Here is a 19,969-nt window from a genome sequence, read left to right on the forward strand (position 1 = left end):
GCTCACTCAACTTTTATAAAACTACGATAGCGATCACACTCCAATATAAACTCACGCTCAAGTTAATTTTATTTTGCGATCCCGACGACATCACAAAAAATTAAATAGCTGTGCACATATTGCAAAAGAAAAATTCCTGTGCAAATCTTGCCCTATCCAGTATTGCAGATAGCAGTCTGGTATATCAGACAACACAGTAAGCAGATTTTCGCTGCAACAGGAGCAGAAAGGGATGACGATTAAACGTTATGGCGTAGAAGGCGGAACCGGTACCGGCGGGCAGAAACTGCCGTTTGCCCGCGCGGTTGAAGCCGATGGCTGGCTCTACATCTCCGGCCAAACGCCGATGCGCGACGGCGAAGTGGTAGAAGGCGGCATCATCGAACAGACGCAGTTGGCGTTCGAAAACTGTCTCACCATCATGCGCGAAGCCGGTTATCGCGTGGAGGATGTGGTGCATGTCACGGCGGTATTAACCGACGCACGATATTTCAGTTCATTTAATAAAGTATTCAGTGAGATATTCAGCGGAAATCCACCGGCGCGTATTTGTAGCGTGCAGGATTTAGTCGTCGACTGCAAAGTCGAAGTCGATATGAAATGCTTCCGCGCCGATCGTAAATAAATATTACGGTTAAAACAGGCTGGCGAATGTTTACTTTCTCCGCCCACACCAGGACAGCCTGTTATTAATTGATGCCTTTCTATTTTGCTGTGAAATAACGGTATTACACCGTCTCGTCAAAATTTCTAAAGAGAGCATAACAATGAAGACAACATCGCTAAAAGTGAGCCTCAACGCGCTAGCCGGCGCGCTGGTATTACTGACGCTGGCGGGCTGTACGCCAACCGAAGAGAAAAAAGAAGCGGGCGCTGCGCCGCAGTCAGCGCTGCAAACCGTGTTGCAACGCGGCACGCTGCGCGTCGGTGACTGCCTGAGTTTCGCCCCGTTCGGTTTTTACGATAAAGACGGCAACCCGGACGGTTACGATGTTGATCTTGCCAAAGCGCTGGCCAAAGAGATGGGCGTGAAGCTGGAAATGGTCAACACCACCAGCGCCAACCGCATCCCTAACCTGCAAACCAATAAAGTGGATGTGGTGTTCTGCAACTTCACCCGCAATCTGGAACGCGCCAAAGAGATCGGCTTCACCAACCCGTATGTGGTGGCGAGTGAAGCGATGCTGGTGCGCAAGAACAGCGGCATCCAGTCCGCACACGATATGGGCGGCAAAACCATCGCCACGGTGAAAGGCTCGACCAACGGTGACGAAGTGCGCAACCTGGGCATTGACGTGAAGATTCAGGAGTACGACTCATCGCAGGCAGCCATCCTCGCGGTGAAACAGGGCCAGGCTGATGCGATGATCGAGGATAACAACTTCCTCGCCTATCAAGCCAAGCTCGACCCGACATTGACCGTGACCAACGAAGCACTGGTGCCGCTGGAATACAACGCCTTCGGCGTGAAACAGGGCGATCAGGTCTGGACCAACTACCTCAACGAATTCCTGTTTGAAATTAACGCCTCCGGCGAAAACGCCCAGCTGTATCAGAAATGGTTCGGCAATAAACCGCGTTACCCGCTGAATCCGCAATATTGATCCCCACGCGGCGCGGCAGCTGCTGCTGCGCCGCCCGAAGGAGCAGAACCATGAGTTATCAATGGCTAACCCTGTGGCGCTACGCCGACACTTTTCTTGCCGCCGCGTGGCTCACCTTGCAGGTGACATTGCTGGCGTTTGCGCTGGCGGTGGCGCTCGGTTTGCTCTCGGCGCTGGCGAAAGCGTCGCCGCTGGCCCCGCTGCGCTGGATCAGTCACTGCTACGTTGAGTTCATCCGCAACACGCCGGTGCTGCTGCAGATCTTCATCATCTTCTTTGGTCTGCCGTCGCTCGGCATCACCATGAGCGCCTTTACCGCTGGCGTACTGGCGCTGGGGATTAACGTCGGTGCCTATTTGTCCGAAACCTTCCGCGCGGGGATTCAATCGGTAGCGAAAGGCCAGCTTGAAGCCGCGTGGGTGCTGGGCATTCCACGCCGTCAGGTGTTTCTCACCGTAGTGCTGCCGCAGGCGGCGCGCGCGGTGTGGCCCGCCATTATCAACAACCTGATTCAGCTGCTGCTTGGCACCTCTTTGCTGTCAGCGATTGCGCTGCCCGAACTGACCGGCACCGCCACGGTGATTAACGCGCGCACGCTGCTGTATATCCAGACATTTAGCGTAGTCGCCCTGGTCTATCTGGTGCTGAGCAACCTGTTCTCCTGGCTGGGTACGATTGCAGGACGGCGCATGTTCCACCCGCCGCTGGTGACCCCGGTAAAAAAGTCCGCCTGGTGGTGGGCAAGAAAATGGCTGACTAATCCAGTGAAACGGGAGAACGCGCTATGAACGAGTTAATCATCAGTTCGTTACCGATTCTGCTGAAAGGGCTCGGTATCACGCTGTTGCTATCAGTGGCCGCGATCATTGGCAGCACGCTGCTGGGCTTGCTGGCGGCGGTGTTGCGCACCAGCCGTTTGCCGGTCCTGAAGCAGATTGCGGTGATCTACACCGAACTGTTTCGCGGCACGCCGGTGCTGATCACGCTGATGTTCATCTACTTCGGCGTCGCCTATTTCGGCTATGACATCAACCTGTTTGCCGCCGGTATTCTTGGCCTGAGCATCTATCAGGGCGCGTATATCGCCGAAGTGTTCCGCGCCGGCATCGAAGCGGTGCCGAAAGGCCAGTGGGAAGTGTCATGGATTTTAGGCCTGTCGAAGCGTCAGACCTTTATGAGCGTGATCCTGCCGCAAACGCGCGGCATCGTGCTGCCGCCGCTGGCGGGCCAGTATCTTTCCCTGATCAAAGACACCTCGATCGTCAGCATGATCGGCATGTCTGAATTGATGCATCAGGGCCAGGCGATCGTCGATCGCATCGGTCAACCGGTGGTGGTTTACGGTTTGGTCGCTCTGCTCTACTTCGCCGTCTGCTTCCCGCTTTCCCGTTGGGTTCAACATCATCAAACCAGGAGCCAAATCTCATGAGCAAATCCGCCATTACCTTAAGCCGGATAACCAAATCGTTTGGCGCAACCCAGGTGCTGAAAGAGATCAGCCTGGATGTTTCACCTGGCGAAGTGCTGGTGCTGATTGGCGCCTCCGGCTCTGGCAAAAGTACCGTGCTGCGCATCATGAGCGGGCTGGAAGTGGCCGACGGCGGTGAAGTGTGGGTCAACGACGTACCGCTGCACCAACGCAAGCGCGCCAGTGAAATTTGCGGTCACGTTGGCATGGTGTTCCAGCAGTTCAACCTGTTTCCGCACAAAACCGCGCTTGGCAACGTCACGCTGGCGCTGATCAAAGCGCAAAAGCTGTCGGAAGCCGAAGCCAATAAACGCGGCATGGCGGCGCTGACGCGCGTCGGACTTGCCGAGCGCGCGCATCACTATCCGGCGCAGCTTTCCGGTGGTCAGCAGCAGCGTGTGGCGATTGCCCGTGCGCTGGCGGTGGAACCGAAAATCATGTTCTTCGATGAAGCCACCTCGGCGCTGGATCCAGAACTGGTAGGCGAAGTCATGGAAGTGATGCGTAGCCTGGCGCGTGAAGGCATGACGATGGTGGTGGTGACGCACGAAATGGGCTTCGCGCGTAAAACCGCTGACCGCGTGGTGTTTATGGATCAGGGCGTGATTGCCGAACAAGGTTCGCCCGAACAGATTTTCGTCAATCCACAGAACCCGCGCACTCAGCAGTTCTTATCACGCGTACTTGAGCACTAACAGGAGGATCTATGTCGATTCGCTTTCCGCTGCAGGCGGATGGATTACTGGATGCGCAGCAAACCGCGCCACGTTTTAAATCGGTTGCCGGTGCCGGTGAGTCGCCGCTGGCTCTCGGCACGGCGGTGCTGAGCAGCGATCAGGTGTTTTCGCCGCTGATGATCATGAAACAGTCGGCGCTGGAGAATAACCTGCGTCAGCTGGCGGACTTCTGCCGCGAAAACGGCGTGATGCTGGCCGCGCACGGGAAAACCTCGATGTCACCCGCCATTCTGCGCCGCGCGATTAGCGAAGGCGGCGCGTGGGGTTTGGGTGCCGCCACGCCCGCGCAGGTGCGCGCGCTGCGTCAGTTCGGTATCCGCAATGTGTTTCTCGCCAACGAGTTGGTCGATCCGGCTGGCATTCGCTGGATTGCGCAGTGGCAGCAGCAGCATCCCGATCACGGCTTCCTGTGTTACGTCGATTCGCTGCAGGGCGTGAAGCTACTGGCGCAGAACCTCGGCGACAGCCAGATTTCGGTGCTGCTGGAGATGTCAGTGAGCGGCGGCCGCACCGGCTGTCGTTCTCAGCAAGATGCGCTGGAGATTGCCGAAGCGATCGCCGCCTGCCCGGCGCTCAAGCTGGTGGGCGTGGCCGGTTATGAAGGTGCGCTCGGCGCAGGCCGCGATGAAAGCGGCATTCAGCGCGTGAAGGATTACTGCCAGATGATGATCGCTACCGCTGAATTGCTGGCGGAAAAGCAGCTGTTTGCCAGCGATCACATCATCCTCAGCGCCGGTGGCGGTGCCTGGTTTGATGTGGTGACGGCATGCTTCACCGCAGCGAAACTGCCGCTGCCGATGACGCCGCTGATCCGTTCCGGGGCCTATATGGCGCACGACAGCGGACTCTATGCGCGCATCGCGCCCTTTGCCCAGCCCGGCGCGACGCATCATTTTGCTGCCGCGCTGGAGATTTGGGGCCGCGTGTTATCGCGTCCGGAGCCGGGATTGGCGTTTGTAGATTTTGGCCGCCGCGATGTGCCGTTCGATCAGGATCTGCCGAATCCGCTGTGGATCCGCAACGCCGATGGCAGCGCGCCACGCAAGGCGACGCATTTGCGTATCAGTGATGTGAACGATCAGCATGCTTATTTGTTATTGCCGGATGATGAGCCGCTGCAGGTGGGCGATTGGGTTGGCTGCGGTATTTCGCATCCATGTACCGCCTTTGATAAATGGCGCTATTTGCCGCTGGTGGATGATGATTATTGCGTCACAGATTCACTGGAAACAGCTTTTTGATGGATAAATAATCCGTGTTCGTAGCGGCGCAATTTATTGCGCGATTAATCGCGCCGCTACAGAATTGTGCACATGTTGTAGCGACGCAATTTATTACATCAGCGCCAACCTAACTCCGGTGCAACGTGGGTCAAAATGCTCTCAATCACGTGCGCACAATAATCCACGCCTAACTGGTTCGGGATGGTCAGCAACAGCGTATCCGCTTCGGCAATCCCTTCATCCTGCGCCAGCTGTTTGATCAACTGCTCCGGCTCCGCGGCGTAGCTGCGACCAAAGATAGCGCGGGTTTTCTCGTCGAGGAAACCCACCGAATCCTGATCCTGCCCACTGCGACCAAAGTACGCGCGGTCGGTGTCGTTGGTCAGCGCAAAGATGCTGCGGCTCACCGAAACACGCGGTGTACGCTGATGTCCCGCCGCTTCCCACGCCTGACGATAAGCACGAATCTGCTTCGCCTGCTGCACGTGGAACGGTTCGCCAGTTTCATCATCTTTCAAAGTTGAGCTTTGCAGGTTCATGCCCTGTTGCGCCGCCCAGATAGATGTCGCGTTGGAACCCGATCCCCACCAGATACGCTCACGCAAACCGGCCGAGAACGGCTCAAGACGCAGCAAGCCCGGTGGATTGGGGAACATTGGCTGCGGATTCGGTTTAGCAAAACCTTCACCGCGCAGTACTTCCAGCAGTTCCTCGGTATGGCGACGGCCCATATCGGCATCGCTTTCACCGTTCTGTGGGTCAAAGCCAAAGTAGCGATAGCCTTCGATAACCTGCTCCGGCGAGCCACGGCTCAGGCCGAGCTGCAGGCGACCGTTGGAAATCAGGTCCGCCGCACCGGCATCTTCCGCCATATACAGCGGGTTTTCGTAACGCATGTCGATCACGCCGGTACCAATTTCAATCTTTTTGGTGCGCGCACCAACCGCCGCCAGCAGCGGGAACGGCGAGCTCAACTGACGCGCAAAATGGTGCACGCGGAAGTAGGCGCCATCGGCACCCAACTCTTCGGCGGCGACCGCTAAATCAATCGATTGCAGCAGCACATCCTGCGCCGAACGGGTGGCAGATTGTGATGATGGGGTCCAGTGACCAAAGGATAAGAAGCCGATATTTTTCATGCTGAAATTCTCCTCGTGAGCCGCGCAGGCTCAAACGTTTTCAATGCAGCAAGGTTACGCCACAGACGAGGTGACTGATAGCCAATAGATTTCGCGCGCTTCATCAACTTTTTTGCATAAGTAAGAAAAAGAGATTCTTTGTGTTCATCACGGTGATCAATCATCGTCAAGAGCCTAATCACTGTTTACAGGTTCGGCTTCACCATGAGTAAAGGGACATCCGCCTATCTCAGTGCGCAACAGCGTGACGTGGTGCATCAACTGGCGCGCAGCTGGCTGTGGCGCAGCGAATTGCCGACGTGGCTATTGATGGTAGCGGTGTACGGCGGCTGGTTCGCCAGCGTTGTCTTCTGGCAAACGCTGGGATTAACGCTGAGCACGCTGCTGCTGATCCTGTTTACCACCTGGTATATGTCGCTACAGCATGAGTTGATTCACGGCCACCCGACGCGTTTTCCCCGGCTCAACCAGCTGTTCGGCACGTTGCCGCTGGCGGTGTGGTATCCGTATGGCTTATACCGCGACTCGCATCTGGCGCATCATCGCAATCACACGCTGACCGATCCCGATGAAGATCCGGAAACCTACTACCTTTCGCCGGAGCGCTGGGCGCAACTCAAACCTTGGCAGCAGCAGGTGATTCATCTGCGCAACACTTTTCCCGGCCGCTTGCTGATCGGCCCGCTGCTGGATATGGCCGCCACTCTCAAAACGTTGGTGCATGCCTTTATCCAGCGCGATAAACCGGCGATGGCGATGTGGATTATTCATCTGACCTTACTGAGCGGGCTGTTTTACTGGATGACGCTGCACGGCTTCTCGCCGCTGTGGTTCGTGCTGACGGTGAGTTATCCGGCGCTGATGCTGACCAAAGTACGATCGTTCTACGAGCATCGCGCCGAAGAAGAACCGCTGGCGCGCTCGGTCAATAACGAAGCCGCCTTGCCGTGGCGCTTGCTGTTCCTCAATCTCAACTATCATTCTGTACATCACGATCTGCCCAGTTTGCCGTGGTACGGATTACGCAAAGTCTATTTGCTGTATCGCGATGGTTATCATCAGCGTAACCACGGTTTTCGCGTCGCCGGTTATGGCGAGTGGATAACCCGCTTCTGGCGCAAATCGGTCGAGGTTAATGCCCATCCGGGTACGCAAAAGGATGCACAGGATGCTCACGCTTTCGTTACCGATGTACGACATCAATCATCAGGCGACTTTAGGCCTGACCTTAGCGCTAACGACGCTGTTGCAACAACGCGGCGTGCAAGCTGAGGTTAGCTGGCCGCAGGATTTACTGCCGCACTGGCGCGATGACCAGCTGCTGCTGAGCCAAACCTGCGGTTATCCGCTGGTGGAACTGCTGCCCGATGTGCAGTTGGTCGGCACCTTTCACTCCAGCGCCCAGGGCTGCGACGGCCAGCGTTATCGCAGCTGGCTGGTAGCGCGCAGCGCAGATGAAAACCTGACGCTGAGCGATTTCCGTGGACGGCGCGCGGTGTGCAACAGCAACGATTCCCACTCCGGCTTCAACTCGCTGCGCTACGTGATTGCGCCGCTGGCGCAGGCCGGGAAATTCTTCAGTGAAACCCTTTTTAGCGGCAGCCATCGTCAGTCGCTGGCGGCATTGCGTGCGGGCGATGCGGATATCGCGGCGATTGATTGCATCACCTGGGCGCTGCTGCGCCGCAATTTCCCGCAGGAGCTGGCGGGGCTGGAGATCATCGGCGAAACGCCGCTGTGCGCCGCGTTGCCGCTGATTACGTCGGCTAAAACCGATGCATCAACCCTTGAAAAACTGCGCAGTGCGTTGAGTGAACTGACCAGCGATAAGCGTTATCGGGATCTGCTGGCGGAGAGTTTGATTAGCGGATTCAGCGTGAGCGATCGGGCGTTTTATGACGAAGTGCGGGAGTGGAAAGACCGCGCCGCCGCGCTGGGCGTGACAAGCCTGTGATATTCAACCATGCGCAATAAATTGCGCCGCTACGAACATGTGCATCTATCCGTAGCGGCGCGATTCATCGCGCTCTTTTGACCTTTACGCCACCTGCTGACGACTACGCTCTGCCGCGAACTGGTTCTCCGGCTCGGCCAACCCGAGATTCTCGCGCAGCGTCTCGCCTTCATACTCTTTGCGATAAATCCCCCGCGCCTGTAACAGCGGGATCACCTGCACCACAAAATCATCAAACGCCATTGGCGTACCGCCGCGCACGATAAAACCGTCGGTTGCGCCCTGCAGGAACCAGTTTGCCAGCCCTTCGGCAACCTGCTCCGCCGTACCCAGGAAACTCGGGCGCGGCGTGGCTTCTTCCAGCGCCGCCTGGCGGAGCGTTAAGCCACGTTCGCGCGCGTTCTGTTTGATCTTGTCGGTGGTGCTGCGGAAGCTGTTGCTGCCCAGCTCGCCAATGTCCGGGAAAGCTTCATCCAGCGCGTACTGGCTGAAATCGTGATGCTCGAAGTAGCGTCCAAGATACTCCAGCGCTTTATCGATGGTCACCAGCTCGGCGGTTTGCTGATAACGGCGCTCAGCATCCTGTTCCGTTTCGCCGATAATCACGCTGATGCCCTGGAACACACGAATATCATCGGCATCGCGGCCGCGTACCACCAGCCTGCGACGCACGTCTTCACGGAACTCGCGCGCCTGCTCCAGCGTTTCCTGGCGTGTATAAATGGCATCGGCGGCTTCAGCGGCGAAGGCTTTGCCCGCTTCCGAAGCGCCCGCCTGGAACACAATCGGACGACCCTGCGGCGAGCGGCCCACGTTGAGCGGTCCCTGCACCGAGAAGTAGTGTCCTTTATGATTCAACGTATGCAGCTTGTCGGCGGCGAAGAATTCTCCGCTCTGTTTGTCACGCACAAAGGCATCGCCTTCCCACGAATCCCACAGCCCTTTCACCACCTGCAAATACTCGCTGGCAACGCGGTAACGCTCGTCGTGCTCTGGATGGCTGCTGCGCGAGAAGTTTTTCGCCGAACCTTCCAGCGGCGACGTCACCACATTCCAGCCAACGCGACCGCCACTCAGATGATCGAGGCTGGCGAACTGGCGCGCCACGGTAAACGGCTCGCTGTAGGAGGTTGAAAGCGTGGCGACCAGACCGATTTTTTGGGTCACCAGCGACAGCGCCGACAGCAAGGTAATTGGCTCAAAACGGTTGAGGAAGTGCGGAATCGACTGCGGCGTGATGTACAAACCATCGGCGACAAACAGGAAATCGATCTTCGCCTGCTCAGCTTTGCGCGCCAGATCCAGCACGTAATCGATGTTGATGCTGGCATCCGCCACCGCATCGGGATGACGCCATGCCGACATGTTGCCGGATACGCCCTGAATAATCGCGCCCAGCCGCAGCTGGCGTTGTGTCTGACTCATTCTGCTCTCCTTAGTATGCGTTCGCGGGCTGCCAGTCGGGAATGACCGGCAGCGCCTGTAACAGTTTTTGCGTCCACGGATGCTGCGGCGCGGCGAACACCTGCTGCAGCGCCCCGCTCTCCACCACTTGCCCGTTCTGCATCACCAGCACGCGATCCGCCAGATGCTGGATCACGCCGAGATCGTGAGAGATAAACAGCAGCGCGGTGCCGTGTTCGGCCTGCATATCGGCCAGCAGATCCAGCACCTGCGCCTGCACCGATACATCGAGCGCGCTAACCGGTTCATCGGCCACCAGCAGCGCCGGATTCGGTGCAAAGGCGCGCGCAATCGCCACGCGTTGACGCTGGCCGCCAGACAGCTGTTGCGGATAGCGCTGCAGGAAGCGGTCGCCGAGCTGCACTTCATCCAGCAGTTGACGCACGCGCTGACGTCGCGCATCGCCGTAAATTCCGGCGCTATCGAGGCTTTCGCCGATAATTTTCTCTACCGTGTAGCGCGGATCGAATGAGCTGAACGGATCCTGCGCGATCAGCTGCAAACGCGCACGCCGGGCGCGGCGCGCTTTCTCCGGCAGACGATCCCAGCGCTCGCCTTCCAGCAGCAGCGTGCCGCTGTCCGGTTCGGTTAAGCCCATCACTACTTTCACCAGCGAGGTTTTGCCGGAGCCGGATTCGCCGACCACGCCAAGCGTTTCCCCGGCGTGCAGCGTGAAGTTGATGTCGTTGAGCACCAGACGATCGCCGTAGGCTTTATGCAGGCCGATGCCTTCCAGCAGCGGTGCGCTGCTGCGAGTCGGGCGCGGCGGCAGCGGCGTCGGTTCAGCCGCGCTAAGGCGCAAACCGCGCGTGGCGGGCGTTGGCACCGCGCGCAGCAGGCGCTGCGTCCAGGCGTGCTGCGGACGATTGAGCAGCGGGCCGCTGTTGCCCTGCTCCACCACTTCGCCATCGCGCATCACCAGCACGCGATCCGCCAGTTCCGCCACCACCGCCAAATCGTGGCTGATCAGCAGCAGGCCGTGGCCGTCGCGGCGGCGCTGCGCCAGCAGTTGCAGGATCTGGCGCTGTACCGTCATATCCAGCGCGGTGGTCGGTTCATCGGCGATCAATAAGGTTGGCGTACCGGCCAGCGCGGTAGCAATTAACGCACGCTGGCGCTGGCCGCCCGAAAGTTGATGCGGATAGCGTTCGAGGCGACTTTCGGCATCGTGAATGCCCGCCGCCTTCAGCAGTGCGAGGCTTTTGTCCTGCAAATTGCCGCGATGACCGGCAGCGCTTAGGGCATCACTCAGCTGCTGACCAATGCGGCGCAGCGGATCAAGCGACACCAGCGCGTCCTGCAACACATAGCCAATGCGGCGACCGCGCAGCGCACGCCAGTCGCTGCGGCTGGCGTGGCGCATATCGCGGCCATCGATGGTGAAACGGTCGGCGGTTAACACCGCGCCTTCCGGCAGCAGGCCAAGCAGGCTGCGCGCGGTCAGGGTTTTGCCGGAACCGGATTCCCCGACCAGCGCCACCGATTCGCCGGCCGCGACCTGCAGGTTGAGGTTTTTCACCACCTGCTGCGGCCCGAAACGGATCGAGAGATTCTGGATATCAATAAACGGCTGGCTCATGCGGATCGTCCTTCAAAACGTGCCTGCCAGTAACGACCCAGCGTATTCACCGCAATCACCGTCAGCGTGATAAACACGCCCGGCCACACGGCGATCCACCACGCGTTACGCAGATAATTGCGTCCTTCCGCCAGCATCAGGCCCCATTCGGCGGTCGGCGGCTGCGGCCCCATGCCGAGGAAACTCAATCCGGCGGTGCCGATAATCGCGGTGCCGAGCCCCAGCGTGGCCAGCGCCGGCACCTGCGCAATGGCGTGCGGCAGAATGTGGCGCGTGATCAGCGTAAAGCGTGACAGGCCAAACGTACGCGCCTGCTCAACGTAGCCGGAGGTCATCACGCTGTAGGTTTGTGCCCGCACCACGCGGGCAAAACGCGGCACCGACGCGACGCCGAGCGCGATAATCAGGTTATTGGTGCCGGGCCCGGTAAAGGCGATCAGCATCAGCGCCAGCAGCAGATCGGGAAAGGCGGAGATCACATCCACCGCGCGGCTCAACAGCTCATCCATCACGCCACGTGCCAGCGCCGCCGCCAATCCCAGCAAAGTGCCAAACACCACCGCCAGCGCCATCGCCGCCACGCTGATCAGCAGCGAATAGCGGCTGCCGTAGATCACGCGCGTCAGCAGATCGCGTCCCAGCTGATCGGTGCCCAGCCAGTGCTGCGCTGACGGCGGCAGCTGCGCATTAACCGGATCGGCCAGCAGCGGATCGCTGTGCGCCAGCCACTGCGGCGCGATCACCGCGATAGCCAATACAATGAGAAACAGAATCGCTGCCCACACCGCGGCGGGCAGCGCAACTGGAAGACGTTGCAGTGCGGCAATCATGATTTGCTCTCCCCGCGCAGACGCGGATCAATCCACAGCGACAGGATGTCAACTAAGGTGCTCATCACCACGTAGATCAGCGCCGAGAGAATCGCCACCGCCAGCACCACCGGCAGATCCTGCGCCAGCACCGCATCGACGGTGAGTTTGCCAAGGCCGGGACGACCAAATACCTGTTCAGTAATCACCGCGCCGCTCAGCAATCCACCCACCAGCCAGCCGGTTAAGGTGACGGCGGGCAGCGCCGCATGACGCAGCGCGTGGCGCAGACGAATGGTGGTTTCCCCTACGCCCCACGCGCGCAGCGTGAGGGTGAATGGCGCATCCAGCGCGCGCTCCAGCTCGCGGCGCAGCAGTTGAGCGATCACCGCGCCCTGCGCCAGACCGAGCGCCAGCGCCGGTAGCACCAGCGACGACAGCGAGCGATCGCCCGCCACCGGGAACCAACGCAGCGTGAAGCTGAAAATAAACAGCAGCACGATGCCCATCCAGAAAGAGGGCGTGGAGGCCAGCAGCAGCTCGACGCCGTTAGCCACGCGGCGACCAATGCGACGATGCGCGGTGCCGACGGCAATCACCACCGCAAAAATAATGCTGACCAGCAGCGCCGCCAGCGTCAGTTTGATGGTTGGCCACAGCTGCGTGGCCAGCAGATGGCTGACTTCGGTGTTAAGCATGTAAGAACGACCAAAATCGCCGTGCAGCACGCGCCACATATAGTGCAGATATTGCCACCACAGCGGTTCGTTCAGGCCCCATTCGGCGCGGATCGCCGCCTCAATGGCTGGCGTGCGCAGCTGCTCACCGATCAGCAGGCTGACGATATCGCCCGGCGCCAGATGCACGCCAAGAAAGGCCAGCGAAACCGCCGCCCACAGCACCAGTACGCCGCCCAGCAAGCGGCTGACGATGCGGCGCGTCAGGTCGCTGCGCCACACCGATGGCCGACGCGCGCGTGGCGTGCGGGTGACAATGCTTTCCAGACTCATCTTCGCCTCCTGATTAGTGGTCGCTGAGCCAGATGTCGTACGCGTTCTCCGGCATCTGTTTAAAACTGCGGAAACCGGCACCGTGCACGTAGCTGGCGGTAGCGATCTGGTCCTCTGGTTCATACAGCGGGATCGCCAGCGCCTGCTGTGGCAGCGCGTATTGCTGCAGCTGGCTGTAGAATTTACGGCGCTGATTGATATCCAGCGTCGCTGCCGCCTGATCGAGCCAGCCGTTGATTTGCGGGCTGTTGACGCGGCTGTAGTTAATCGGCCCGCCAGCTTTCACCGGGCGATAGTGGTTTTCGATATCGATGCCGTCGGTTTCGGTATTCGAGTTGGCAATCGAGCCGAAGTGGCCGGTGTTGCGCACATCGGTGTAGGTGCCAGAATCGACGTAGCGCAGTTTGATGTCCACGCCAAGACGCTGGCGCGCCTGCGCCTGAACCGCTTGCAGCAGCACATCGCGCTGATCGCGCACCGTTGCCTGCGCCTGAATCACCTCAATGCTCAGACGCTGACCGTCTTTAGTGCGGAAACCGTCGCTGTCGCGCGTTTGCCAGCCCGCTTCATCCAGCAGCGTGTTGGCGGCAGCGGGATTGTTACCGTACTGGCCTTCGAGATCGTTGTTGTAGAGCGGATCAACCGGCGAGGTAATGCCCCACGCGCGGGTGCGTTCACCGCGATACACTGATTTCAGCAGCGGATCGATGTCCAGACCTTGCAGTAACGCCTGACGCACTTTCACATCCTGCGTCGGGCCGTATTCCACATTAAGGAACAGCGAATATGGCGTGCCGGTGTTCAGCGCGTGCTGATAAGTGAAGTCGGGATTGTCTTTGAATTCACCGGCGTCATTGCCAGAAATCCCTTCAATCGCATCCAGCTGCCCGGACAGCAGCGCGCCGGTGCGCACCGAGGATTCCGGCAGGAAGCGATAGGTCACGCGTTCCAGATACGCCGGACCCTGATGCTTGGCGGTGGCGGGCGCCCAGTTGTAGTGCGGGTTACGTACCAATGTCACCTGCTGGCCTTTTTCGTAGCTCTCGATAATAAACGGCCCGGTGCCCGCAATCTCTTTGCCACCGGCTTTGAGTTGCGGTGAGTTCCAGCTGGCTGGTGCCAGAATCTGCAATTTTGCGGCGAACGACAGGAACGGCGAATAGCCCTGTTTCAGCGTGATGGTGACGGTGTGATCGTCCGGCGTCGCCACGCTGGCAATTCTCGCGCCCAACGCGCAGATGCTGCTGCCAGCGCAATACTTCGCATCCTGCACATGGCGGAAATTCTCGGCCACCGCGTTGGCATCCAGCTTCTCGCCGTTGGAGAAGGTGACATCGCGGCGCAGGTTAAAGCGATACGCTTTGCCGTCCGGGCTGACCTGATAGCTCTCCGCTAGCCACGGCACGAAGCTGCCGTCGGTACGGCGCGCCAGCAGCGATTCCCACACGTTGCGCAGCGTCACTTCCGCTTTGGATTGCCCATTCAGCTGCGGGTTAAACGGCACGGGTTCGGTTTCGACGCCGAAGGTTAAGCTGCCGCCGCTGCGCGGTTCCTCAGCGGCCAATAGTGATGCGCTTCCCAGCAGGCAGGTCACACCCAGCGCGAGAGTGATTGAATTCGCTTTCATAAGATCCTTGGTGGTTGCAGGTGCTTTTTTAGTTGTTCAGGCGATTTTGGCGATGGGTTGATCGGCTGGCGGGTTGAATTCCTTTTTCAGAAACACCAGCGCTTCGCCTAATGGATTGGTGCGGTGATGGAACGGTTGATAACCACGACGCAGATAGAGCTCGCTCAGCCACGGATGCTTGATGGCGGTGGCGAGATAGACGCCCGGCGCTTTCAGCGTCTCTTTCAGCAGGGTTTCTTCGGCGTAGGTAATGATGTCGCGGCCGTAGCCCTGCCCTTTGTAATCAGGATCGACGGCGAACCAGTGGATAAACGGCAGCGACGAAGGCGCGTGTTCATCCTGCTGCCACGGAAAACGCACCGTGACGGTCGCCACCGCGCGTTTCCATTTGCGCAGCACCAGCACGGTTTCCTGCTCGATGACGCGGCGCACCTGCTCGACGTTGCCCTGTGAAATGGTGAAATGCACATCCAGCGCCACCAACGCAGCATAGGCGCGTTGCAACAGCGCAAATATTTCTTCCGCATCGTCGGGCTTGGCAACTTCAATTAGCTGACTCATGGTGACCGTTTCCTTATTCAATCCTGCCGAAAGTATTAAAATCCGGCGGATTAAAGTAAACCGAGAATAACGGCAATCGATTTGTTGAATATGGCAATGCAATAATTAGCGGGAGATGAAAGTATTTAATTAATGCACATATCGTAGCGGCGCAATTAATTGCGCTGTTTTGACTTTTTAAATCAATTGAGCGCGATAAATCGCGCCGCTACGGATATGTGCGGTTTTTTAGTGCTTGCTCACCCACACATCGTAAACGCTTTCTGGCATCTGCTTATAGCTGCGGAAACCGTAGCCATGCACGTAGCTGGCGGTGGCTAACTGATCTTCCGGTTCGTAGAGCGGCACTGCCAATGCCAGCTGCGGTAACGCGACTTGCTGCAGTTGGCTGTAGAAATCGCGGCGCTGCTTAAGATCCAGCGTGCTGGCGGCTTTATCCAGCAAGCCATTGATCTTCTCATCGTTGACGCGGCTGTAGTTAATTGCGCCGCCCTGGGCGATCGGACGATAGTGGTTTTCGATATCCACGCCATCGGTTGGCGTGTTGGAGTTGGCGATGGTGCCGAACTTGCCGCTTTTACGCACATCGGCATACGTACCGGAATCGACATAGTTCAGTTTAAGATCCACGCCAAGACGCTGACGCGCCTGCGCCTGAATCGCCTGCAGCAGCACATCGCGCTGGTCGCGCACCGTCGCCTGTGCCTGAATCAGCTCAATGCGCAGACGCTGACCCTCTTTGGTGCGGAAGCCTTCGCCATCGCGGGTTTTCCAGCCCGCTTCATCCAGCAGCTTGTTGGCCGCAGCCGGATTGTTGCCGTATTTGCCTTCCAGCTCTTTGTTGTAAAGCGGATCGATGGGCGAAGTGATGCCCCACGCGCGGGTACGCTCGCCGCGATACACCGACTTCAGCAGCGGATCGATATCCAGACCTTGCAGTAACGCCTGGCGCACTTTTACATCCTGCGTCGGACCATATTCCACGTTGAGGAACAGCGAATATGGCGTACCGGTATTCAGCGCATGCTGATAGGTAAAGTCGGGATTGTCTTTGAATTCACCGGCATCGTTACCGGATATGCCTTCAATGGCATCAACCTGACCAGACAGCAGCGCGCCAGTACGCACCGAAGATTCCGACAGGAAGCGATAGGTCACGCGATCGAGATATGCCGGTCCCTGATGCTTCGCGGTTGCCGGTGCCCAGTTGTATTTCGGGTTTTTAACGTAGGTCACCTGCTGGCCTTTCTCATAGCTTTCGAGAATAAACGGCCCGGTGCCCGCCAGATCTTTGCCGCCCGATTTCAGCTGCGGTGATTTCCAGCTGGCCGGTGCCAGAATCTGCAAGCCCGCAGCGAAGGACAGGAACGGTGAGTAAACCTCTTTCAGGGTGATCACCACGGTGTGATCGTCCGGCGTTTCAATCTTCTCGATGTGCGAACCCATCAGGCACAAACTGGTGCCGGCGCAATATTGCGCGACCTGAGTTTGACGGAAGTTATCAGCCACCGCGTTGGCATCAAACTTCTCGCCGTTGGAGAAGGTGACGTCCTGACGCAGATTAAAGCGAATCACTTTGCCATCCTGGCTGGCCTCATAACTTTGCGCCAGCCACGGCACAAAGCTGCCGTCCGGACGGCGCGCCAGCAGCGATTCCCAAAAGTTACGCAGCGTGATTTCCGCTTTGTCCTGACCATTAAGCTGCGGGTTAAAAGTGGTCGGTTCGGTTTCAACACCGACCGTCAGAGTGCCGCCGCTAACCGGTTGATCGGCGGCCACGGCGTTAATCGCGCTTCCCAGGAGGCTAAAACCTAATGCCAAAGCTATTGAAGTTAATTTCATATTGTCCTTGGTGATTGCAGGTAAATATTATGTATGACCTTAATCTGGCCTGTATTAATTCCCGCTGAATTATTAAAACCCGGACAAATAAATGTAAAACGACAATAGTGGCAATCGATTTGTTGAATTTGGCAATTCACGAATAAGCGAAAAAACAGATTATCGTGACAGGCTTGCCGGTAGCGGAGGCACGCCCGATAAACCGCGCAACCCGTACTCGACCATTGCCATATAAACCGCAAAATAATCCAGCGCCATATGCATAAAGGAGAGATGCAAAATGAGCGTGTTGCTGGCTTTATCCAGCGTCAGCAATCCCGCCGCTTCAGCGTCCTGCAGGCAGCGTTTTATGTGTGAACGCGAAACCCCACATTTCACTGACGCTTTCAGGTAGTTGTACTCAATAACGCGGGTTTTTTGTTGCAGACTTTCGATGTATAGATCCATCAGCAGCATATGCCCGGCATCCCTGAAAATGAAGGCTTTACTCTCTGGCACCATCTCAAACAAGTAGACATGTTTGAGGGTGATTTCAGCGTATTTTTTGAAGTATTCGGCATGGAAATTTTCCATTTTCAGGCAAGCCGAAACGTCGAAATCGTCATACAACATGCCGTAAGGGATCATCATGGTATTAATTAAAGCCCTGGTTTCATCCAGCGCTTTGTGGGTCACCGTGTAGGTTAACTTTCGTTTATCCTGCGCGTCCTTTTTAACCTCCATACGTCCACCTACCCGAACAAAGAGCAGAAAAGAGTCAATGGTGTTATCGCTAATCAGGCCGGTTTTCTTACAAAAGTCTTTTACCTCACGCAGCGTTGGGTTTGCTGATGTGAAGGAGTACGCCATGATGGCCGAGCCGATAATAAAGCGATTAGCTTTGAAAATGACTTTAAAATAGAGCGGCTTAGTCAGATACAGTCTGAACAACAGTTTGTAATGCTTCTGCATAACTAACGCGATATTTTTATTTGACTTAATCTCTGCTGCACGATGATAAAGTAATGCTGTGAGTTGCTGTTTGCTTTTCATATTGCTGTGTTGTGTGCCTGGTTATCAATTATAAACTTTCAAAAAACCACCCACCTTCTCATTTGTTAATTTAAAGCTTGTTGAGAAGCGGTTGATGATGCTTTATGGAGGCATTATTTCTGAGGTTAATACTTTCAGTATCAATAGGGGTCTTTTTGCCCTTCTGAGCACGATCTTACCATCAATGGACTATTTATTGTAAAGACTGATTTTATTCTGACCTGACAAATTCATTGCAAAGCCTGTAAATTTATTTATTTTTTTTATAGTTATTTCATTAAGTTAGCTTGCGACATTTTAGCAAGTATTCGCTTTGTAACATTGCTTAAAAAAATTAACCACAAAAATGGACAGTGACTTAACAAAGCCCCCATGAGAACTTTCTTAACGAACGGTTATTCCGGTTGATAAAGCCATGCTGGCTTATAGACATGCCGACTTTTAAAGGGAATATCCGCCACGTTTTTAATGGATTTCATAAGGATTTATCATGGACGATTCACCGCAAAAGACGCTGCACCACGGCTTTTCGCTGGGTATTTTCTCCAGTAACCATCTTGTAAAAAAACTCATTTACCCACTGATAATAATGGGGTTTATCGCTATCCCATCAGCGTGGGCAAATATGAGTGTCTATCCAATGGAAGTCACCCTGAATAATCAGGGTGCGGCACAGGTGCAGACATTATCGCAGAGCGGTGAAGCGCAGTTTATTCGCGTCAGCATCAAGCGAATTGAACGCCCTGCGACACCGTTTGAAAAAGAAATATTGGTTGAAGATGCCGTTTCGCGCTCGCTTATCGCCACACCGGATAAGTTCGCGCTCGCTTCCGGTTCACAACGCATTATTCGGCTGATTTCATTACAACCGCCGGAAAAAGAGACCGCCTGGCGCGTCTACTTTGAGGCCGTGGCTGCGCCGGATGAATTGAAAGATAAATCGCCAACGAATAATAACATCAGCAACCAGGTCGGCATCAATTTAGTCTGGGGCGTGCTGGTGCATATTCCGCCGCGCAATGCCAGATTATCGCTCAGTTCATCCGCATCGGGCGAAGTCAAAAACTCAGGCACGGTTCGCGTAGTGATTCGTGAGGTCGCGGTTTGTTCAAAACAACATATCAGCAGCAGCTGTCAGTGGAAAAAAGAACACGCCACGGTTTATCCGGATGAGGCGCTGCGCTTTAAAGCCTGGAGTTCGGCAGAATTAATCGCTGCTCAGGAAGTCAGAATAAAATATGTTGATCTCAACACGCGGAATATCGCTGAGTACGTTATCGGACAGTGATCAACAGATATTAAAGGAATAACAACCTGTTTGTTATAAAGCAGTTCACTACCATGAGACGGTCATTTACGGCCAGTACAAGGATTTTCACGGAGCTACAAATGCAAAAATTAATCAAACCACTTGTCATCGCTGCTGCGTTAACGGCTGTATTTAATGCACAGGCGGTGCAGAAAGATATTACGGTGAATGCGAATGTCGATTCGACGGTGGATATGACGCAGGCGGACGGAACCGCATTACCGGGCACCATTAATATGCAATATATTCCGGGCCGTGGTTTGTCTACCTATTCACTGGACACCAAAATCTGGTCGAACTCGCAAACCGCAAATATTAACGTGGCGCTGGTGAGTGCCGCCCAGTTAAACGAAACCGTTACCGGTACTGCGGTACCTTTGACCGTCACGCTGGGTGCGGATTTAAAACCGATCACCACCACTAACACGGCGCTGACTTACGCCTCGCTGTTCCCGGCGGGCACCGCCAACGGTTCATCAGTTTTGCCACTGAAAATCTCGCAGACCACGCCGGGCGTGCTGGCAACCGGCACCTATTCCGGCGTAGTAAGTCTGTTAATTACTCAGGCCACCACGCAGAGCTAATTTGTCGGCATTGACTGATCAATTATT

Annotated in this window: 19 protein-coding genes; 10 read left to right on the forward strand and 9 right to left on the reverse strand. The window is 56.5% G+C overall.

What is annotated here, in order from left to right; genetic code table 11:
* Positions 1–232 precede the first annotated feature (232 nt).
* The 6 genes from HX773_RS21710 to HX773_RS21735 all read left to right on the forward strand — a co-directional run bounded on the left by HX773_RS21710 (position 233) and on the right by HX773_RS21735 (position 5,050).
* Complete coding sequence (locus HX773_RS21710) at positions 233–625, forward strand: RidA family protein (RefSeq protein ID WP_008109150.1); 393 nt, start codon at positions 233–235, stop codon at positions 623–625.
* A 142-nt stretch (positions 626–767) separates the two neighbouring features.
* A complete protein-coding gene (locus tag HX773_RS21715; RefSeq protein WP_008109152.1) occupies positions 768–1,604 on the forward strand; it encodes a transporter substrate-binding domain-containing protein in 837 nt (278 codons plus the stop codon).
* Positions 1,605–1,654: 50 nt separating this feature from the next.
* Positions 1,655–2,392 carry an amino acid ABC transporter permease gene (locus tag HX773_RS21720; RefSeq protein ID WP_176973283.1) on the forward strand — a complete coding sequence of 246 codons (738 nt, stop codon included), beginning with the start codon at positions 1,655–1,657 and terminating at the stop codon, positions 2,390–2,392.
* Positions 2,389–3,033: an amino acid ABC transporter permease gene (locus tag HX773_RS21725; RefSeq protein WP_154156654.1), complete on the forward strand. Its 645-nt coding sequence runs from the start codon at positions 2,389–2,391 to the stop codon at positions 3,031–3,033. Before HX773_RS21720 ends, HX773_RS21725 begins: the two co-directional genes overlap by 4 nt.
* Entirely contained in the window at positions 3,030–3,767 is a 738-nt protein-coding gene (locus HX773_RS21730; RefSeq protein WP_008109157.1) for an amino acid ABC transporter ATP-binding protein, read from the forward strand. Before HX773_RS21725 ends, HX773_RS21730 begins: the two co-directional genes overlap by 4 nt.
* An 11-nt stretch (positions 3,768–3,778) precedes the next feature.
* On the forward strand, positions 3,779–5,050 hold the full coding sequence (locus HX773_RS21735) for an alanine racemase (RefSeq protein ID WP_176973284.1): 1,272 nt from the start codon (positions 3,779–3,781) through the stop codon (positions 5,048–5,050).
* Positions 5,051–5,148: 98 nt separating this feature from the next.
* On the opposite strand, the gene HX773_RS21740 is transcribed toward HX773_RS21735, so the two are convergent.
* Entirely contained in the window at positions 5,149–6,171 is a 1,023-nt protein-coding gene (locus tag HX773_RS21740) for an LLM class flavin-dependent oxidoreductase (RefSeq protein WP_176973285.1), read from the reverse strand.
* A gap of 204 nt (positions 6,172–6,375) precedes the next feature.
* Between HX773_RS21740 and HX773_RS21745 the strand changes: the two genes are divergently transcribed.
* The gene (locus HX773_RS21745) at positions 6,376–7,443 is read left to right on the forward strand and encodes a fatty acid desaturase (protein ID WP_176973286.1); all 1,068 of its coding nucleotides are present in this window, start codon (positions 6,376–6,378) and stop codon (positions 7,441–7,443) included.
* Positions 7,340–8,125: a phosphate/phosphite/phosphonate ABC transporter substrate-binding protein gene (locus HX773_RS21750; protein WP_370463632.1), complete on the forward strand. Its 786-nt coding sequence runs from the start codon at positions 7,340–7,342 to the stop codon at positions 8,123–8,125. Before HX773_RS21745 ends, HX773_RS21750 begins: the two co-directional genes overlap by 104 nt.
* Positions 8,126–8,209: 84 nt before the next feature.
* Here HX773_RS21750 and HX773_RS21755 read toward each other — a convergent pair whose 3' ends face one another.
* From HX773_RS21755 to HX773_RS21790, 8 genes are all read right to left on the reverse strand, one after another.
* A complete protein-coding gene (locus tag HX773_RS21755) occupies positions 8,210–9,550 on the reverse strand; it encodes an LLM class flavin-dependent oxidoreductase (protein ID WP_176973288.1) in 1,341 nt (446 codons plus the stop codon).
* A gap of 10 nt (positions 9,551–9,560) precedes the next feature.
* A complete protein-coding gene (locus HX773_RS21760; RefSeq protein WP_176973289.1) occupies positions 9,561–11,168 on the reverse strand; it encodes an ABC transporter ATP-binding protein in 1,608 nt (535 codons plus the stop codon).
* On the reverse strand, positions 11,165–11,998 hold the full coding sequence (locus HX773_RS21765; protein WP_176973290.1) for an ABC transporter permease: 834 nt from the start codon (positions 11,996–11,998) through the stop codon (positions 11,165–11,167). Before HX773_RS21765 ends, HX773_RS21760 begins: the two co-directional genes overlap by 4 nt.
* Complete coding sequence (locus HX773_RS21770) at positions 11,995–12,987, reverse strand: ABC transporter permease (protein ID WP_061717675.1); 993 nt, start codon at positions 12,985–12,987, stop codon at positions 11,995–11,997. The genes HX773_RS21765 and HX773_RS21770 overlap by 4 nt, the downstream gene beginning before the upstream one ends.
* A gap of 13 nt (positions 12,988–13,000) precedes the next feature.
* The gene (locus HX773_RS21775) at positions 13,001–14,614 is read right to left on the reverse strand and encodes an ABC transporter substrate-binding protein (RefSeq protein ID WP_176973291.1); all 1,614 of its coding nucleotides are present in this window, start codon (positions 14,612–14,614) and stop codon (positions 13,001–13,003) included.
* A 36-nt stretch (positions 14,615–14,650) separates the two neighbouring features.
* Entirely contained in the window at positions 14,651–15,175 is a 525-nt protein-coding gene (locus tag HX773_RS21780; protein ID WP_101761768.1) for a GNAT family N-acetyltransferase, read from the reverse strand.
* Positions 15,176–15,403: 228 nt separating this feature from the next.
* Positions 15,404–17,017, reverse strand: a complete 1,614-nt coding sequence (locus HX773_RS21785; protein ID WP_176973292.1) for an ABC transporter substrate-binding protein — start codon at positions 17,015–17,017, stop codon at positions 15,404–15,406.
* Positions 17,018–17,176: 159 nt separating this feature from the next.
* Entirely contained in the window at positions 17,177–18,049 is an 873-nt protein-coding gene (locus HX773_RS21790; protein WP_176973293.1) for a hypothetical protein, read from the reverse strand.
* Between the two features lie 625 nt (positions 18,050–18,674).
* On the opposite strand from HX773_RS21790, the gene HX773_RS21795 reads away from it, so the two are divergent.
* Positions 18,675–19,337 (forward strand): fimbrial protein, encoded by a 663-nt coding sequence (locus HX773_RS21795; RefSeq protein WP_255433298.1) that lies wholly within the window; start codon positions 18,675–18,677, stop codon positions 19,335–19,337.
* Positions 19,338–19,438: 101 nt separating this feature from the next.
* A complete protein-coding gene (locus HX773_RS21800; protein ID WP_176973295.1) occupies positions 19,439–19,942 on the forward strand; it encodes a CS1 type fimbrial major subunit in 504 nt (167 codons plus the stop codon).
* Positions 19,943–19,969: the final 27 nt, after the last annotated feature.

The sequence above is a fragment of the Pantoea sp. B9002 genome (assembly GCF_013385945.1).
Classification (GTDB): Bacteria; Pseudomonadota; Gammaproteobacteria; order Enterobacterales; family Enterobacteriaceae; genus Pantoea.

Excerpts from the sequence above, each read along its gene's own strand:
- HX773_RS21710 (WP_008109150.1), top strand. The coding sequence starts at position 233 with ATGACGATTAAACGTTATGGCGTAGAAGGCGGAACCGGTACCGGCGGG.
- HX773_RS21715 (WP_008109152.1), top strand. The coding sequence starts at position 768 with ATGAAGACAACATCGCTAAAAGTGAGCCTCAACGCGCTAGCCGGCGCG.
- HX773_RS21720 (WP_176973283.1), top strand. The coding sequence starts at position 1,655 with ATGAGTTATCAATGGCTAACCCTGTGGCGCTACGCCGACACTTTTCTT.
- HX773_RS21725 (WP_154156654.1), top strand. The coding sequence starts at position 2,389 with ATGAACGAGTTAATCATCAGTTCGTTACCGATTCTGCTGAAAGGGCTC.
- HX773_RS21730 (WP_008109157.1), top strand. The coding sequence starts at position 3,030 with ATGAGCAAATCCGCCATTACCTTAAGCCGGATAACCAAATCGTTTGGC.
- HX773_RS21735 (WP_176973284.1), top strand. The coding sequence starts at position 3,779 with ATGTCGATTCGCTTTCCGCTGCAGGCGGATGGATTACTGGATGCGCAG.
- HX773_RS21740 (WP_176973285.1), bottom strand. The coding sequence starts at position 6,171 with ATGAAAAATATCGGCTTCTTATCCTTTGGTCACTGGACCCCATCATCA.
- HX773_RS21745 (WP_176973286.1), top strand. The coding sequence starts at position 6,376 with ATGAGTAAAGGGACATCCGCCTATCTCAGTGCGCAACAGCGTGACGTG.
- HX773_RS21750 (WP_370463632.1), top strand. The coding sequence starts at position 7,340 with ATGCTCACGCTTTCGTTACCGATGTACGACATCAATCATCAGGCGACT.
- HX773_RS21755 (WP_176973288.1), bottom strand. The coding sequence starts at position 9,550 with ATGAGTCAGACACAACGCCAGCTGCGGCTGGGCGCGATTATTCAGGGC.
- HX773_RS21760 (WP_176973289.1), bottom strand. The coding sequence starts at position 11,168 with ATGAGCCAGCCGTTTATTGATATCCAGAATCTCTCGATCCGTTTCGGG.
- HX773_RS21765 (WP_176973290.1), bottom strand. The coding sequence starts at position 11,998 with ATGATTGCCGCACTGCAACGTCTTCCAGTTGCGCTGCCCGCCGCGGTG.
- HX773_RS21770 (WP_061717675.1), bottom strand. The coding sequence starts at position 12,987 with ATGAGTCTGGAAAGCATTGTCACCCGCACGCCACGCGCGCGTCGGCCA.
- HX773_RS21775 (WP_176973291.1), bottom strand. The coding sequence starts at position 14,614 with ATGAAAGCGAATTCAATCACTCTCGCGCTGGGTGTGACCTGCCTGCTG.
- HX773_RS21780 (WP_101761768.1), bottom strand. The coding sequence starts at position 15,175 with ATGAGTCAGCTAATTGAAGTTGCCAAGCCCGACGATGCGGAAGAAATA.
- HX773_RS21785 (WP_176973292.1), bottom strand. The coding sequence starts at position 17,017 with ATGAAATTAACTTCAATAGCTTTGGCATTAGGTTTTAGCCTCCTGGGA.
- HX773_RS21790 (WP_176973293.1), bottom strand. The coding sequence starts at position 18,049 with ATGAAAAGCAAACAGCAACTCACAGCATTACTTTATCATCGTGCAGCA.
- HX773_RS21795 (WP_255433298.1), top strand. The coding sequence starts at position 18,675 with ATGAGTGTCTATCCAATGGAAGTCACCCTGAATAATCAGGGTGCGGCA.
- HX773_RS21800 (WP_176973295.1), top strand. The coding sequence starts at position 19,439 with ATGCAAAAATTAATCAAACCACTTGTCATCGCTGCTGCGTTAACGGCT.